Below are 15241 nucleotides of genomic sequence, written 5' to 3'. Positions count from 1 at the left end.
GTTGTCCGTGATGCAGGTGCGTGTGCCGGTGGCGCTGTGACGAGTGCTGGACGGTGAGGCCGTCGGTCAATAAAATAGAGGTCGTTCTTTTTTTAGTTCAAGTGGTTTTGGGAGCCGCGATGTCACGACCGACGCAGGAACGGGCTGTGCGGACCCGCGAGTTGATCCTGAAGGCGGCGGCGGAGGAGTTCGACGAGAACGGCTACGCCGGGGCCTCCATCACCAAGATCGTGGACCGGGCGGGGGTCACGGCGGGAGCGCTGTACTTCCACTTCCAGTCCAAGCAGGGCCTGGCCAGCGCCGTGATGAACGCGCAGTCGAAGGCCGTCGAGCCGCTGATCGGCTCGGAGGGCCTGCAGCGGCTGGTGGACATCACGCTGGTGTGGGCGCGTCAGTTGCAGGTGGACCCGGTGCTGCGCGCGGGCGTGCGGCTCGCCGTTGAGCAGGGCAGCTTCGGCCTGCAGGACGCCTCGTCCTATCAGGACTGGCGGACGATCATGGGAGAGTGCCTGCACGAGGCCGCCCGCAAGGGCGAGTTGAGGGAGGGGGCCGACCCGGACCGGGTGGCCGCCTTCGTGGTCGGGGCGTGCACGGGCGTCCAGCTCTACGCCCAGCTGCTCAACGGCCGCAAGGACCTCCCCGAGCGTACGGTGCACATGTGGGAACTGCTGCTGCCGGGCATCGCCGTGCCGGACGTGGCGGACCGTATCGACCTGGACGGGGAACGGGGGAAGAGGCATGACGACGGGGGAGCAGGCAACGGGGGTACGGGCGGCTGACGGCGCTCCGGCCGCCGCCGGAGCGGAGGGCGCGAAGGGCGCGGAGGGGCCGGAGGGTGCTCGCGGCGGGCCGTCCGCACGGAGCGCAGCGGCCGCGGAGCCCGCCGGCGGCAGACCGCCGCGGATCGTGGTCACGGGCGCGAGCGGTACGGTCGGCAGCCGGGTGGCCCGTCTGCTCGTGGCGGCCGGCTGCGAGGTGACCTCGCTGACGAGGGATCCGGCACGGGCGGCCGATGACGGCCTGGCGGGCCGGATCACCGGGGCGGACCTCGCCGACGGCCCGGGCCTGGCCAGGGCGTTGGCCGGGGCGGACACCGTCCTGATGATCACTTTCGACCCGCTGCGGCCCGCCCACGACGCGAACCTCCTCGCCGCGGCACACGCGGGCGGCGTCCGGCACGTCGTCAAGCTGTCCGCGCTGGCGGTGACCGACCCCGGGGCCCAGGACCTGATCACGCGCTGGCAGCGCGACTGCGAGGAGCTCGTGCGCACCTCGGGCCTGGACTGGACCCTTCTGCGCCCGCGGGCCTTCATGTCCAACACGCTCGGCTGGGCCCCGTCCGTACGCAGCCGGAGGGCCGTGCGGGCGCTGTACGGCACGGGCCGGAACTCCTGCATCGACCCGCAGGACGTCGCAGAGGCCGCGGCCCGCGTCCTGACCCGGCCCGGCGCCCACGCAGGGCGCGCCTACGCACTCACCGGCCCGCAAGCGCTCTCGGCGCGAGACCAGACCCGCCGGCTGGCGGCGGTCCTGGAAGAGCCCCTCCGGTTCGAGGAACTCACCGAGCGGCAGGCGCTCGAAGCGTGGCGGGCCCGCCACCCCGAACCGCTGGCACTAGCCCTGCTGGCCGGTGCCCGGCGCCAGCACGAGGGCGCGAAGTCCGGCCTCGCCGACGGCGTCGCGCAGGTGACCGGCCGGGCCCCGGGGACCTACGAGGCCTGGGCCGCGCGGCACGCCGCCTCCTTCCGCGCCGCACCGATCCCCTGACCTCCCCCGGGCCTCCCGGAACATCTCCACCCCGCACGCAGGGAGGACTGCACCCCCGACGGCGACCGGGTCCGGCCATGGGCCCCGGTCGCCCTCCGCGGCTGCAGTCGCCGCGGAAGACCACGTTGCCAGGCGGGAGCCTGAGGCTTGCTAGGGGGATGTCATGAGCGACGGACAGCGGATGCTGGACGGCAGAACGGTACTGATCACGGGTGCTTCCAGCGGCATCGGTGCGGCCGCGGCGCGGCTGTTCGCCGCCGAGGGAGCATCCGTGATGCTCCTGGCGCGCCGCAAGGAGCGGCTCAGCGACCTGGTCGAGGAGATCGCCCTGACGGGCGGGCGCGCCGCGATGGTGACGGGGGACGTGGCGAAGGAGAGGGACGTCGAGCGGGCCGTCGCCGCTACGGTCGAGGACTTCGGCCGCTTGGACGCCGCGTTCAACAACGCCGGCTGGGCGGTGGCGGGCGTCCCCCTGCACGAGACGGACAACGCCGTCTTCGACCGGATCATCGACGTGAACCTGCGCGGGGTGTGGAACTGCCTGCGCCACCAGATCCCCGCGATCCTCGCCACCGGGCGGGACGGGGCGGTGGTGAACACCTCCAGCGTCGCCGGGCACCAGGCCACCGGCGCCTCGGCCGCGTACGTGGCCGCCAAGCACGCCGTCCTCGGGCTGACCAAGGCGGCCGCCGCCGAGTACGGCGAGCGCGGCGTACGGGTCAACGCCCTGGTGGTGGGCAGCACCCGCACCGAGCTGATGGAGGAGGTGCTGGAGGGGACGCCGGCCCTGGAGAAGAGCTTCGTGGAGCGCTCCGTACAGAAGCGCATGGCGCATCCGACGGAGATTGCGCAGGCCGCCGCCTGGCTGTGCAGCAACCGGGCCTCCTTCGTCACCGGTGCCGCGATGCAGGTGGACGGGGGCTGGACCGCGGCCTGACCGCCCCGGGCGGCCGGGAGCTCACCCCAGCCGCCCGGAGCTCCGGCCGGGATCCGCGCCGCGCCCGCCGTGGTCCGCCAGCAGGGTCCGCAACCGCCTGCGACCGCGGTGCAGGCGGGAGGTGACGGTCCCCGGGGGAATGCCGAGGAGCTGCGCTATCTCCCAGTAGCGCAGGCCTTCGACGTCGGCCAGGTACACCACTTTGACGAACTCCTCGGGCGCCGCTCGGAGCGCGTCGAGCACCTCGGGGTCGGGGATGTGGTCGAGGACCTGCTTCTCGGCGGAGGGCAGCCCGGCGGAGGAGTGGCCGGCGGTGCGGGCCAGCTGCCAGTCCTCGATCCGGCCCGCGCAGGAGTACTGCGGCTCGGTGCGCTTCTTGCGGTACGCGTTGATGAACGTGTTCGTCATGATGCGGTGCAGCCAGCCCCACAGGTTGGTGCCCGCGCGGAACTGGTGGAAGGACTTGTAGGCCCTGGCGTACGTCTCCTGGACCAGGTCCTCCGCGTCCTCGGGGTTGCGGGTCAGGCGCAGCGCTGCCGCGTGCATCCGGCGCCGGTAGGCCAGCGCGTCGCGTTCGAAGCGCCTCGCGCGCTCTTCGTCGGTCTCCGCTGCTGCGGTGGGGATCGGGGGCGCGGCCATCGTTCGTCCTTTGCGTTCGTACGGGGCGTGTTTCAGGCGTTCAGGCGTTCAGACGGTGGCGAGCTGCCGGGTGTCGTGCTGCAGGCGGCTGTAGACGTAGGCGGCGGAGGCCATCGTCATGTGGTGGTGCCAGCCGGGGAAGGAACGCCCCTCGAAGTCGAGCAGCCCGAAGTCGTCCTCCAGCCGTTGCACGGCGGCGTGGGTGAGAGCGGGCCGCCGGATGAGGGAGAGGAGCTCGTCCATCCGCCGGTCGACGAGCGTCGTGATCCAGAAGCGGGCCGGGCCCCGGTGGGCGGGTGACTGCTCGGCCAGCAGGCGGTAGACGCGGTGAGTGCTGGGGGCCGCGGAGCGGCCGGGGAGGCGGACGAGAGAGGAGTAGACGTTCAGGTGCCGCACCGGGCGGCCCCGGTCCTGCCCGTTCCCGGGTCCGTTCGCCGCGGCAGGCCCGTGGTCCCCGACGGCGATCACGTACGGGTGGCGGAAGCCGCCGTCGCGCAGGAACTGCAGCGCGCTCATGGGCCGGACGGCCGCCGGTCGCCGGCCGGTGCCGGGACCGGCGTGCAGGGCGGGCAGTACGGGCTGGTCGGCCCGGATCTCGATGGCGAACTCCCGTTCGCGCAGGTTGAGCTGGGCGGCCAGCCGGGCGGCGTCGGCGGCGCAGCAGTGGTCGACGACCAGCGGCGCCGGCCCGGAGACCCTGAGGGAGGCCAGGCGGTCCGTGAGGTCCAGCACGTGTTCCCAGACGGGCTGGGACCGCAGGGCCTCCGGGACGCGGGCGCGTCGCCGGCGCTGCTCGTCGCCGCACCAGCTCTCGTCCATCAGCAGGCGCCAGTCGACGGGGATGCTCTCGGACCCGGAAGTGAGGAAGAGGCCGATGCCCACCTGGCAGTTGAGCGTGCGGCCCGCGTCGGGGACGAAGCGCCGGTGGACCCCGACGGAGTGCTCGCCGCGCTTCTGCGCGAGCGTCGTGCCGATGGTCCAGGCGTGGGAGGGCAGCCGGGCGGCGGCTTTGCGCGCCAGGGCCTCGCGGGCGGCCGTCCAGTCCCAGGGGCTGGCGCTGATGAACTGCTGCAGGGCCTGCGGCGCGCCGGTGGAGAGGGAGACGGCCCGGGCCATCCGACGGATCGTCTTCTTGCCCCGCACCGTGAGCAGTCCGCGCAGGTAGGCGTCCGCCCAGCGGCGCTGGTCGATGCGGGGCAGGTAGCCGAAGACATCCTCCGTGAAGTCGGACACGCGGTCGGGCGCGAAGTCGGGCGCGAGGCTGCCGGCGCCCTGCGGCGACTGCGGCAGGACGGCCGGGTGCTGAGCGGCCATGGTGGGTCCCCCCTCGGAGCATCGGTGGCCGGTCGCCGGCGCCGGGGAGCGGTGCCGACCCTCAAAAGATAGCGAACGTTTTTTATTCTTTCGACGGGAGGGAAGCGGCCCGCGCCTACTTCGGCAAGTCGGCGTTGCCGCTTCGGGCGCGGCCGGGGAGAGTGACGGGCCCCCAGACCGAAACGGAGCCGCGATGGTGAAGCAGGAACGCGCCGCCTGCACCCGCCGCACCGTGGTGCGGGCCGCCGCCGCGGAGTTCGACCGCGGCGGGTACGACGGCACGTCACTGCAGCGCATCTGCCGGGCGGCCGGTATCTCCACCGGTGCCCTGACCTTCCACTTCCCGACGAAGGACAAGATCGCTTGCGCCGTACAGGAACGGGGGGATGCGCTCACCCGTGCCGAGACCGACCGGGCCGTGGCGCTACCGGCCTCCCCGCTCCGCCGGGCCCGCGCACTGGTCCTCGCGATCGCCCGGCTCCTGGAGAAGGAAACCGCCGTACGCGCCGCAGCCCGCCTGTCCCGGGAGCTGCCCGGCGGCGCCGACTGGGCGCAGGCCTGGCTCCCGCAGCTGCGCGGGTTGCTGCACCAGGCCCACGCCGAAGGGCAGTTGCGCGCGGCGACCGACCCTCGGACCGTGACCCTGCTGGCCGCCTACCTCATCGCGGGCGTCGACGCGCACCTGCACCGCCGGGGCGGCGCGAGGGCTCCTGGGCTGCAGGAATCGCAGGAGCCGCAGGAGTCGGTCGTGGTCGGCGAGGAGAGCCCGGGGCCCGTAGAGCAGCTCGCCCGGGTCTGGGACCTCGTCCTCTACGGTGTGTCGCCCGCCGGTCCGGCGCAGGAGCGGACGCAGGGGCCCGCCGCCCCCTAACCGCACACCGCCGGTGACTTATTGAAGTCCGTATGTCCCGCCCGGCGCATCCCGCGCAAGATTGCAGGCGAGGAAGCCGGATGCGATCGGAGAAGAATCGGTTCTCCGGCCACGCGGGAGCGGCTCTCCTCCGCCCTTTCCGGGAAGCAATTCAGCGGTATCACGGGGATATCTGCGTCCGCAGACACAGGCGCCGAAGGTGCGGCCCCCTCGTCGGCAGCTATTCAGGGGAGACAGCGCATGCTTGATGCAAGACTCCGGAAGGCACTACCGAAATCGCACGCGCCGGCCGGGAATTCGCGACCGGGGCCGCACCGGCTGCATCCGCCGCACCGGCCGCACGCCACATGGCGGCTGCTCGTCGTGGAGAACGACACCGGCGACGCCGAATCGCTGATCAGCGGACTGACCCGGCACGGGCACACGGTCGACAGGGCGGAGACGGGATACGCCGCGCTGCAGAGCTACAAGAACGCCGACCTGATGCTGCTCGATCTCGAACTCCCGGATCTGGACGGCCTGGAGGTCTGCCGGGAGGTGCGGTCGGCCTGCGACATTCCCGTGATCGCCGTGACCGCCCGGGGCAGCGAACTGGACCGGGTCCTCGGCCTCCAGGCCGGGGCCGACGACTATTTGGTGAAGCCCTACGGATTTCGCGAGCTGATGGCCCGCATCGAAGCCGTCATGCGCCGCATGCGGCTCCAGGAGCCCGGGCAGCGGGTCGTCTCGCACGGCCCGCTGCAGATCGACGCGGCCTCGCGCGAAGTGCGCGTGCGCGGCAGACGCGTGGAGGTGACCCGCAAGGAGTTCGACCTGCTCCACCTCCTCGCCTCGCACCCGGGGGCGGTCATTCCACGGCACCGGATCATGCAGCAGGTCTGGGGCGACTCCTGGTCCCGCCGGACCATCGACACCCACGTCAGCAGCCTGCGCAAGAAGCTGGGGGACGGCGACTGGATCACCACCGTCCGCGGGGTGGGCCTTCAGTTCACCAGCCCCTGACGCGCGGGCCGCGGCGGCCCGCACCACATGCCGGGTGGAGACGGCACCGGCCGGCCGGCGTGCACACCGCGCCGGCCGGCCGTTCCCCTGCTACGCGTGCACCCGCTGCTCCTGCTGTTCCTGCTGCTCCCGGTCGGCCGCCGCGCCTGCCAGCCGCTTCAGCTGCGGATGTCCCCCGGGCCCGCCGTCCTGCGGAGCGCCCGCCGTCCGCAGCGCCCACCAGGCGCTCGCCAGGTTCGACGTCAGCATGGCCCGGTCCGGGGCGCGGCCGCCCAGCTCGTCGAGCGCGGCCAGCGTGAACATCCCTGTGCCGGTGAAGAGGAGCGCCGTGTCGTCGGAGACGCCGTGCCGGCGGATCCGGTCCAGGAGCGTCCGGGTGGTGACCCGGTAGGGGTCGTACCGGTCACCGGCCGGGACGGGCACGATCCCCTCGACGGTGAGGCCGGCCTGCTCCCAGTAGCCGCGGGAGAGGCCGGTCAGCCACGGCTCGTAGGGGCTGACGAGGGTCAGCCGTGACACCCCGAGCGCCTCGCACGCGGCGAGCGTGGCCAGCGACGAGGAGAGCACGGGGAAGCCCGCCCGCTCGGAGAGTTCGGCGCAGAACGCCCGGTCGCCGTCGGGGGAGAGCAGGTAGTGGGAGGCGCTGCACGCGACGACCGCGGCGTCGAGCGGCAGGGCGCCGAAGCCCGCCAGGACCCCGGGCAGCACCGCGTTGTACGTCTCGAGCATCTCCCGCAGGCCCTTGCCCGGCAGGACCGGGAAGCGGGCCGTGTGCAAATGCATTCCGGAACCGAGGAACCGGCTGAACTCGGGCTCGGCGGTGGGATTCTCCGGAGGGACGACAAGTCCGAGCCGGGGCGTGGAGCGTATGTCCATGGTGGCGTCACCCGTTTCCGTATGGGAAGAGAAAGGGAGAAGGTCGTTCCGGGAACCGTAATCCAGAACTCCCGCCCAGCGCAGCCGATGCGGGCGGATCCGTAGTTCTCTGACCTTGCGCTTACCTCTCTTTCCCGGCCTGACATTTCCCTGACCGAACCTGACGGGCACCGGAGTTGCCGGGTGTTGACGCCCGATGCCGGGCCCGGGAAGCTATCTACAGCTTCCACCGCACCAGCTGATGACGGCGCCGTCCGCGCCTATCCATTACCCGGACGTGCAGCCCCGGCGAATTCCGTACGCGGCCCGGCTCATAGGCCGTCACGGTGAATTCCTGCCGTAATCCACAAGCAAGCAAGCAAGGACCCTGCCGCAAGCCCTGGAATAAGGAGTGATTTGCGATGGCAGTCATGGATGAGCACGGCGGGGGCCCCGGAGCCCCCCGTGCGGACGGCGCCGGACCCCCGGTGAGGCTGCCGCACATCTCGGACGCGACCCTGCGCGACTCCGCCCACATGGCCGGAGTGGAGTTCGGTCCCGAGGACGCCGCGGTGATCTCCGACCTGCTGGTGCGCACCGGCGTTGACCTGGTCGAGGTGGGGATGATCTCCGGTCCCTCGTCGGTCGACGCGCCCCTCATCGAGGCCACCCACGAGACGGTGGGCCCCGAGCGCAGCCTGACGCTGGTGGTGGTCAGGGACCGCAAGCAGGTGGAGAAGGCGCTCGACGAGGCCGTGCGCCTGGGCGTGCGGTCGGTGATGTTCTCGATCCCCACCTCCTACGAGCACGCGGGCCTGAAGCTCGCTTCGACGAGCACGAAGTACCTGATCTCGGTCGCCCGGGCGGCCATCGAGGCGGCGAAGGAGCGCGGCCTCCACGTCACCTTCAGCGGCGAGGACGGCGCCCGCACCCCCAAGGAGCGGCTCGTCCCCTACGTCACGGCCGGCTTCGCCGCCGGAGCCGACCGCTTCCGCCTGGCGGAGACGGTGGCCTGCCTGACGCCCTGGCAGATGGAGGACGTGATCGGGGAGCTCACCGCGATCGACGGCTCCGAGATCGAGATCCACTCGCACAACATGCTCGGCATGGCGGTGGCCAACTCGCTCGCCGCCCTCCGCGCCGGCGCCGACTGGATCTCGGCCACGGTGGGCGGGATCGGCGAGCGGGGCGGCAACGCACCGCTGGCCGAGCTGCTGACCTCGCTGCGCGTCGTCCACGGCGACACCCGCTTCGACCTGTCCCACCTGACCGCCCTGTCGGCCGCCGCGCTCAAGGGATCCGGGCTCGGCGAGGCCTTCCAGTCCGGCCCCACCACCCCGCACGCCTTCGCCTACGAACTGCCCGGCCAGCTCGGCAATCCCGCTGCGTACGAGACGCTCCCGGCGGAAGTCGTCGGCAACTCCCGCGAGCTGCGCGTGCGGACCCGCCTGACCCCCGCGCTCGTCAGGTGGGCGCTCACCGACTCCGGTGTCGAGGACGGCCTCGACGCCGACGCCTTCACCGCCTGGCTGACGGCGTGCCAGGAACAGGAAGGGCGTCCGCTGCTCGACCGCGACGCGATCCGCAAGGCCGCCGTGGACTTTCGCTCGCGCTGAGTCCGTTCCCCAGGAATCCATCCCACACAGAGGAGAACCCTCATGTCCACTGCCACCCTCACCGGCGCCTGCCCCGAGTGCGAGACCGACCTGACGACCCCGCCCATGATCCAGGGCGAGACCCTGTCGTGCCCCGAGTGCATGCTCACCCTCCGCGTCGACGACGTCCGGGACGACAAGCTCTCCCTCCAGATGGTCGAGGTCCAGCTGCGCGACTGGGGCCAGTAGGAGCCGGACGAACGAACGGAGCACCAGCACCGGCACCACCGGACACAGGGCCCCCGGCCGAGGGAAGCCCGTGTCCGGTGGGCCCGGCACCGGGACCGTACCGGCGCCACCGCACACACCACACCGAGGAGTCCCTCCATGGGCGGCAGAATCGCCATCGTCGCGGACCGGATCAGCTGGGAGGAACGCCGGCTGATCGAGACCGCACCGGACTTCGGACTGCAGGCCGAGTGGGTCAACGACGAATCCCTGTGCCTCGGGCACGCGGATCCGCAGTCGATCACCTCCTACGACGCGGTCCTCGTCCGCAGCCGGAGCTACACCCGGGGAGGCCTGCTGGCCACCCTGGCCGAAGCATCGAAGATCCCCACCCTGAACAGCGCGTCCGCCATCCACGCCTGCGAGAACAAGCTGACCCTGCGCGCCGTGCTGCGCAACGCCGGCGTGCCCGTCCCCGACTTCCGTCTCGTCCTCTCCCGCAAGGACTTCGCGCAGGCGCTGGAGGAGCTGTCCCCGCCCGTCGTCCTCAAGCCGGTCTTCGGCGGGATGGGCAAGCGGGTGACGCTCATCCGCGACTGCGACACGGCCCAGTCCGTCTACGACTACGTCGAGGACCTCGGGCACGCCTTCGAGCAGGCCTGTCTGGTGGAGCCGTACTTCGGCGGCGGCTCGATTCGCTGCCTGGTCGTGGGCCGAGAGCTGGTCGGCGCGGCCGAGTTCCGCAGCGGTGGGACCGACTGGCGCAACAACGCGGCGCTCGGCAACCGCAACCGGGCCGTCGCGCACGACCCCGACGTGGTCTCGATCGTCGAGAGCGTCGTGGACGAACTCGGCAGCGGCGTCTACGGGATCGACCTGTTCGCGACCCCCTCCGGCTACGTCGTCAACGAGGTCAACCACGCACCCGGCTTCCGGGCCGTGGCCTCGGCGACCGGAGCGGACATCCCCGCGGCCGTCGCCCGCCACGTACAGGAGATGCTCCGGTGATCCGCGTGGGAGTGGTCGGCGCCTCGGGATTCGCCGGCGGAGAACTCATCAGGCTGGTCACCCAGCACCCCGGACTCGACCTCACCTTCCTGGGCGGCTCGTCGAACATCGGACGCCGCCCGGCCGAACTCCACCCCGGCCTGCGCCTGGACCTGGGCCTGGCCCTCGAACCCGTCACCGACGACCTCGCCGACCGGTGCGACGTCGTCCTCCTCGCCACCCCCGCCCACGTCTCCGCCCGCCTCGCGGCGCAGCTGGCCGACAAGGTGGCGTGCGTGATCGACCTCAGCGGCGCCTTCCGCATCCGCACCCCCGGACTCCACCGGCGCTGGTACCCCCAGGTCGAACGCCACGCGGAGCTCGCCGACCGCTTCGTCTACGGCGTGCCGGAACTCGTCGGGGAGCAGATGGCCGGCGCGCCACTGATCTCCCTGCCCGGGTGCTACGCCACCGCCATCACCCTCGGCCTCGCGCCGCTGACACTCTCCCTCGGCCTGGACCTCAAGACCGTGCTGGTGGACGGCAAGAGCGGATCGAGCGGCAGCGGACAGCAGCTGAGGACCGCCGGGCTGCACCCCTTCCGCAACGGCGCCATCACGCCGTACGCCCCCACCGGGCACCGGCACGCGGCCGAGGTGAGCGACTTCCTGGAGCGCAGCAAGCCCGGGACCGTCGGCTCCCTGACGATGTCGGCCTACGGGGTCTCGCACGTGCGCGGGCTGCTGGCCAGCTCCTACGTCCTCACCGACGACGAGATCGACGCCCGTGAGCTGCAGCGCGCCTACCTGCGCTTCTACAAGAACCACGGCTTCGTTCGGGTCCGGCGGCACACCGAGACGATGATCCCGGTCCCCGACCCGCAGGCCGTGCTGGGCTCGAACTACTGCGACGTCACGGTCATGCACGATCCCGAAGGCGGCCGCATCATCGTCCTCGCCGCACTGGACAACCTGGTCAAGGGCGCCGCCGGGCAAGCCGTCCAGGCCGTCAACAAACGCTACTCCCTTCCGGAAGAGACGGGGCTGACCATGCAGCCAGTGATGCCGGCATGAGCATCGACACCGACCGCACCGAGAGCGTCCCGACCGTCGTCAAGCTCGGCGGCAGCTGCCTGGACGACATGACCGACGCCTGGTGGGACGACCTCGCCGCCCACGGGCGCACGCACCCCCTGGTCCTCGTGCACGGCTGGTCCAAGCCGCTCAGGCTCCTCGACCCCCGCTACACCGAGCCGTCGGCCGTCCTGCGCGACCGCTACGGCAACCAGAGCCGGTGGACCACGCCGGAGGTGATCGAGGACATCAAGACCGTCAGCGACGCCATGGGCGAGCAGGTCTTCGCACGGCTCGAAGCGCGCGGCATCACCGCCGAGCGCCTGATCGGCAGCGACGGCCTCCTCCGGGCCGGCGAGGGCGAGCGCTGGTGGTGGCGCGGCAAGGAACTCGTCGAGCTCGACAACCTCGTGGGCCCGATCACCGACGTCGCCCCCTGCGCCCTGAAGAACCTGCAGCCCGGGCACTGCTACCTGGTCACCCCGCTCGCCCGCAACACCGCCGGCCAGGAGGTGAACACCGATGCCGACCGCGCCGCGGCCGCCGTCGCGGCGGCGACGGGCGCGTCCTCCCTGGTCCTCGTCACCGACGTTCCCCACCTCCTCATCGACGGCGAGCCGGTCCGCCGCATCACCGCCGCGGACGCCGCCGCGTTCCGCGACCGCGGGGCCACCGGCGGCATGCGCAAGAAGCTGCGGGCGGCCGGGGAAGCCCTGGACGGGGGAGTGGAACGGGCCGTCATCGGCAGCGCACCCGTCACCGAGCTGCTCGCCGAACGCACCGGAACCGTCATCACCCGGACATGACCCGCCGGGAGAAGAGCCGGACCGGCCGGAAGAAGAACCAACGAGAGGAGCAGCAGACGTGACGTCTTCCCGGGTGCTCGTGGTGAACAACGGAACCCTGTCCCTGAAGCAGCTGCGCAAGCGCTTCGAAGACCTGGGGTCGGAAACCGACACGGTCGACGCCGCCTCGGTGCCCGCCCGCCTGGATCCGCGCCACCGGGCCGTCGTGCTCAGCGGCACCAAGGTCCGGGCCTACGACAGCGACCACTACCGGCCCCTGATCGACCTCGTCATGAGCGCCGACGTCCCTGTCCTGGGGATCTGCGGCGGCATGCAGATCATCGCCGTCGCCGCCGGTGCGGAGCTGGCCGAGGGGGAACAGCGCGTGGGCGGCTACGACGTCCAGGTCGACACGGCCGAGCCGCTGTTCACCTACGTCAAGCCCACCGTGACGGTCTTCCACCGGCACACCCTCTACCTGCAGGGCGCGCCCCCGGGCTTCCGGTCCATCGGACGCTCCGAGCACGCCCCCGTGGAATTCCTCGCCTCCGACGACGGCCGGATCCTCGGCTCCCAGGCCCATCTGGAGTTCCGCAACGACGGCATGGAGATCCTGCGCGGCTTCGCCCGGCTCTACCAGTGACCTGTCACCCGTATCTCACCGATCACTCACGAGGTCCCCTGACGATGAACGCTCCGAACAGCACGCAACACGTGGAAGAGACGGCCGCAGAGGTCCGGGAGCCCGCCTTCACGGTGTCCCTGAACGGCAGCGGCGGCCCCCTGAAGGGCTGGGTCGTAGTCGACTCGCTCGTCGACTCCCTGGCCATGGGCGGCACCCGGATGACCGGCGACGTCACCGAGGAGGAGGTGCGCGGCCTCGCCCGGGGCATGACCCACAAGCTCACCCTCGTCGGCCTGCCCGTCGGCGGCGCCAAGGCCGGCATCGTGGCGAGCGGCGGCGACCGGGAGGAGACGCTGCGCACCTTCGGGCGCACCGTCGCGCCGCTGCTGCACGGCGGCATCCACCTGGGCTGCGACCTCGGCGTGACGCCGGCCGACCGGGCCGTGTTCTTCGCCGAGGCCGGCTACGACCCGCGCCGCAAGGCGCGCGGCGTCGACATGCCCTACGACTGGCGCACCTACTACGAGCCCCTGGTGGACTGCACCGGTTACGGGGTGGGCGTGGCCGCCGTCACCGCACTGGAGGTGCTCCACCGCCGCGGGGAGTCCCTGCGCGTCGTCGTCCAGGGCTTCGGCACGGTCGGCCGGTCGGTGGCGCGGTTCCTGGAGGACCGCGGTCACCGGATCGTCGGCGTGGCCGACGTCCAGGGCACCGTCAGCGCCGAGCGGCTGCCCGTCGCGGACCTGCTCGCCGTCACCGACGCGGGCGGCCGCATCGACCACGCCCGCCTGCCCGAAGGCGTCACGGTCTCCACCGAGCCGGACGCCTGGCTGGACGTCGAAGCCGACATCCTGATCCTCGCCGCGAACCACTACGCCGTCAACGACGCCAATGTGCACCGCTTGCGGGCGGGCCTGGTCGTGGAGGGCGGCAACATCTGCGTCAGCCCCGAGGCCAAGCTGAAGATGGCCGTGCAGGGCTCCACCCTGATCCCGGATGTCGTCGCCAACGTCGGCGGCGCCGCGGCGGCCGGCCTGGCCCTGACCCGGACGGTGCCGTTCGAACTGGAGGCGGCCAAGCGCAAGGACTGGGTCTTCGACTGGGTCGGCACCCGCGTCCGCAACAACACCCGGGACCTGCTGGAGATATCCGCCGCGGCCTCCGGCGACCCGCTGCCGGCCCTGCTCGCCGACCGCAGGAAGGACCGCCGATGACCACGGCAGCCAAGGCGGCGGCCGGCTTCGTCCCCGAGGGGCACGAGGCCCGCGCCGCGGAGTACCGGCGGCGCGGCTGGTGGCGGGACGAGACCTTTCTCGACGACCTGTGGCGGCAGGCGCGCACGCGCCCCCACAAGCTGGCCGTCGCCGGCCGCCGGGTCGCCGAGGCCCGCACCGACACCCTCGACTACGCCGAACTCGCCCAGCTCACGGATCGCTTCGCGGGCGCGCTGCTCGAACTCGGCGTCCGGCGTGGAGACTTCGTGGCCGTACAACTCCCCAACCGGTGGGAGATGGCACCCCTGATGTTCGCCTGCATGCGCATCGGCGCCGCTATCTGCCCGATCTCGCCGCTGTGCACCCAGGACGAGCTCCGCCACCGCCTCGCCCTCACCGAGGCCCGGGTGTGCGTCACCACCCCGGAGTGGGACGGCTACCCGCTGGCCTCCGTCGTCACCCGGCTCAGCGGTGAACTCCCCACCCTGGAGAAGGTGGCGGTCGTCGGCGGCCACGCCCCCGCCGGGGCGCTGGACTTTGATGACCACTTCGTCGACACCCCGTGGGAGGAGCGCCGCGGAGCCGACCTGGACGGGCTGGCCCTCCGGCCCGACGAGCCGTTCGTCGTGCTGTTCACCTCCGGCACCACCGGCGAGTCCAAGGGCGTCCTGCACAGCCAGAACACCATCCACTCGGCCATCCGTGGCTACGTCGACACCTTCCTCCTGCGCGACGACCTCGTGGCCGCCGTCACCACGCCCCTCGTCCACTACTCCGGGTTCGCCCAGGGCCTCCTGGCCGGCGTCATGCTGGGCGGCACCATCGCCTTCCAGGACGTCCGCAAGAACGCGGCCCTGCTGGACCTCGTGGAGCGCTACGGCGCCACGCTCCTCTACGGCCCCCCGCCCACCCTGACCGACATCGCCGAGTCCCAGCGGGCCGAGCCGCGCGACGTCAGCACCCTGCGCCACGTCGTGACCGGCTCCGCACCGGTCCTGCAGTCCCTGGTCGACGAGCTGCGCGAGACGCTCGGCGCCCGCACGTACTCGGTGTGGGGCATGTCCGAGCACGGCCCGGTGACCATCACCCGGCTCGACTACTGCGAGGACTGGGCGGCCTACAGCAACGGCCGGCCCATCGACTCCATGGAAATACGCATCGACGCGTGCAAAGACCCCAGCAAGCGCGCGCCCGTCGGCCGCCTGCGCGTCCGCGGCGCCTCCCAGGCCCTCGGCTACTACAAGCGCGACGACCTCTTCGCCGCCGAACTCACCGTCGAGGGCTGGTTCGACACCGGCGACGTGGCGCGCGACGACGAGCGCGGCGGCATCCGCATCCTCGGCCGGGCC

Annotated in this window: 16 protein-coding genes; 13 read left to right on the top strand and 3 right to left on the bottom strand. The window is 72.1% G+C overall.

From position 1 onward, the window contains the following. The first annotated feature begins 119 nt into the window (after window positions 1–119). The 3 genes from ACSNOG_RS21005 to ACSNOG_RS20995 all read left to right on the top strand — a co-directional run bounded on the left by ACSNOG_RS21005 (window position 120) and on the right by ACSNOG_RS20995 (window position 2704). On the top strand, window positions 120–779 hold the full coding sequence (locus ACSNOG_RS21005) for a ScbR family autoregulator-binding transcription factor (RefSeq protein ID WP_436754222.1): 660 nt from the start codon (window positions 120–122) through the stop codon (window positions 777–779). Next, complete coding sequence (locus tag ACSNOG_RS21000; RefSeq protein ID WP_436754221.1) at window positions 739–1767, top strand: NAD(P)H-binding protein; 1029 nt, start codon at window positions 739–741, stop codon at window positions 1765–1767. The genes ACSNOG_RS21005 and ACSNOG_RS21000 overlap by 41 nt, the downstream gene beginning before the upstream one ends. A gap of 163 nt (window positions 1768–1930) precedes the next feature. After that, entirely contained in the window at window positions 1931–2704 is a 774-nt protein-coding gene (locus ACSNOG_RS20995; RefSeq protein WP_436754220.1) for an SDR family NAD(P)-dependent oxidoreductase, read from the top strand. 21 nt (window positions 2705–2725) lie between these two features. On the opposite strand, the gene ACSNOG_RS20990 is transcribed toward ACSNOG_RS20995, so the two are convergent. After that, window positions 2726–3343 (bottom strand): sigma-70 family RNA polymerase sigma factor, encoded by a 618-nt coding sequence (locus tag ACSNOG_RS20990; RefSeq protein ID WP_436754219.1) that lies wholly within the window; start codon window positions 3341–3343, stop codon window positions 2726–2728. 48 nt (window positions 3344–3391) lie between these two features. Further along, window positions 3392–4657 (bottom strand): IS701 family transposase, encoded by a 1266-nt coding sequence (locus tag ACSNOG_RS20985; protein ID WP_436754218.1) that lies wholly within the window; start codon window positions 4655–4657, stop codon window positions 3392–3394. A gap of 193 nt (window positions 4658–4850) precedes the next feature. Here ACSNOG_RS20985 and ACSNOG_RS20980 point away from each other — a divergent pair, with 193 nt between their 5' ends. Further along, window positions 4851–5528, top strand: coding sequence for a TetR family transcriptional regulator (locus tag ACSNOG_RS20980; RefSeq protein ID WP_436754217.1), 678 nt, complete (start codon window positions 4851–4853; stop codon window positions 5526–5528). 363 nt (window positions 5529–5891) lie between these two features. Next, window positions 5892–6530 (top strand): response regulator transcription factor, encoded by a 639-nt coding sequence (locus ACSNOG_RS20975; RefSeq protein WP_436754216.1) that lies wholly within the window; start codon window positions 5892–5894, stop codon window positions 6528–6530. A 90-nt stretch (window positions 6531–6620) separates the two neighbouring features. Here the strand turns inward: ACSNOG_RS20975 and ACSNOG_RS20970 are convergent, their stop codons facing one another. Then, window positions 6621–7406 (bottom strand): maleate cis-trans isomerase family protein, encoded by a 786-nt coding sequence (locus ACSNOG_RS20970; RefSeq protein WP_436754215.1) that lies wholly within the window; start codon window positions 7404–7406, stop codon window positions 6621–6623. A 401-nt stretch (window positions 7407–7807) separates the two neighbouring features. Here ACSNOG_RS20970 and ACSNOG_RS20965 point away from each other — a divergent pair, with 401 nt between their 5' ends. From ACSNOG_RS20965 to ACSNOG_RS20930, 8 genes are all read left to right on the top strand, one after another. Continuing rightward, on the top strand, window positions 7808–9001 hold the full coding sequence (locus ACSNOG_RS20965; RefSeq protein ID WP_436754214.1) for an isopropylmalate synthase: 1194 nt from the start codon (window positions 7808–7810) through the stop codon (window positions 8999–9001). A 42-nt stretch (window positions 9002–9043) separates the two neighbouring features. Then, window positions 9044–9229, top strand: a complete 186-nt coding sequence (locus ACSNOG_RS20960; protein ID WP_382035894.1) for a lysine biosynthesis protein LysW — start codon at window positions 9044–9046, stop codon at window positions 9227–9229. A gap of 138 nt (window positions 9230–9367) precedes the next feature. Continuing rightward, a complete protein-coding gene (locus ACSNOG_RS20955) occupies window positions 9368–10216 on the top strand; it encodes an ATP-grasp domain-containing protein (protein WP_436754213.1) in 849 nt (282 codons plus the stop codon). Then, the gene (gene argC, locus ACSNOG_RS20950) at window positions 10213–11268 is read left to right on the top strand and encodes an N-acetyl-gamma-glutamyl-phosphate reductase (protein WP_436754212.1); all 1056 of its coding nucleotides are present in this window, start codon (window positions 10213–10215) and stop codon (window positions 11266–11268) included. The genes ACSNOG_RS20955 and argC overlap by 4 nt, the downstream gene beginning before the upstream one ends. Continuing rightward, window positions 11265–12074, top strand: coding sequence for an amino acid kinase family protein (locus ACSNOG_RS20945; protein WP_436754211.1), 810 nt, complete (start codon window positions 11265–11267; stop codon window positions 12072–12074). Before argC ends, ACSNOG_RS20945 begins: the two co-directional genes overlap by 4 nt. 58 nt (window positions 12075–12132) lie before the next feature. Then, the gene (locus tag ACSNOG_RS20940; RefSeq protein WP_436754210.1) at window positions 12133–12696 is read left to right on the top strand and encodes a type 1 glutamine amidotransferase; all 564 of its coding nucleotides are present in this window, start codon (window positions 12133–12135) and stop codon (window positions 12694–12696) included. Window positions 12697–12740: 44 nt separating this feature from the next. After that, window positions 12741–13892 (top strand): Glu/Leu/Phe/Val dehydrogenase dimerization domain-containing protein, encoded by a 1152-nt coding sequence (locus ACSNOG_RS20935; RefSeq protein WP_436754209.1) that lies wholly within the window; start codon window positions 12741–12743, stop codon window positions 13890–13892. After that, the coding region (locus tag ACSNOG_RS20930; protein WP_436754208.1) for an AMP-binding protein at window positions 13889–15241 on the top strand (1353 nt) is incomplete at its 3' end. The genes ACSNOG_RS20935 and ACSNOG_RS20930, both read left to right, overlap by 4 nt.

Origin of the sequence: Streptomyces sp. URMC 124, from assembly GCF_051386455.1 — a bacterium.
In the GTDB taxonomy this organism is placed as follows: domain Bacteria; phylum Actinomycetota; class Actinomycetes; order Streptomycetales; family Streptomycetaceae; genus Streptomyces.
This window is presented reverse-complemented; position numbering and strand designations above follow the sequence as displayed.

Coding starts and splice junctions, on each gene's coding strand:
- ACSNOG_RS21000 (WP_436754221.1), top strand. CDS start 739: ATGACGACGGGGGAGCAGGCAACGGGGGTACGGGCGGCTGACGGCGCT.
- ACSNOG_RS20960 (WP_382035894.1), top strand. CDS start 9,044: ATGTCCACTGCCACCCTCACCGGCGCCTGCCCCGAGTGCGAGACCGAC.
- ACSNOG_RS20955 (WP_436754213.1), top strand. CDS start 9,368: ATGGGCGGCAGAATCGCCATCGTCGCGGACCGGATCAGCTGGGAGGAA.
- ACSNOG_RS20995 (WP_436754220.1), top strand. CDS start 1,931: ATGAGCGACGGACAGCGGATGCTGGACGGCAGAACGGTACTGATCACG.
- ACSNOG_RS20945 (WP_436754211.1), top strand. CDS start 11,265: ATGAGCATCGACACCGACCGCACCGAGAGCGTCCCGACCGTCGTCAAG.
- ACSNOG_RS20990 (WP_436754219.1), bottom strand. CDS start 3,343: ATGGCCGCGCCCCCGATCCCCACCGCAGCAGCGGAGACCGACGAAGAG.
- ACSNOG_RS20985 (WP_436754218.1), bottom strand. CDS start 4,657: ATGGCCGCTCAGCACCCGGCCGTCCTGCCGCAGTCGCCGCAGGGCGCC.
- ACSNOG_RS21005 (WP_436754222.1), top strand. CDS start 120: ATGTCACGACCGACGCAGGAACGGGCTGTGCGGACCCGCGAGTTGATC.
- ACSNOG_RS20935 (WP_436754209.1), top strand. CDS start 12,741: ATGAACGCTCCGAACAGCACGCAACACGTGGAAGAGACGGCCGCAGAG.
- ACSNOG_RS20980 (WP_436754217.1), top strand. CDS start 4,851: ATGGTGAAGCAGGAACGCGCCGCCTGCACCCGCCGCACCGTGGTGCGG.
- ACSNOG_RS20970 (WP_436754215.1), bottom strand. CDS start 7,406: ATGGACATACGCTCCACGCCCCGGCTCGGACTTGTCGTCCCTCCGGAG.
- ACSNOG_RS20965 (WP_436754214.1), top strand. CDS start 7,808: ATGGCAGTCATGGATGAGCACGGCGGGGGCCCCGGAGCCCCCCGTGCG.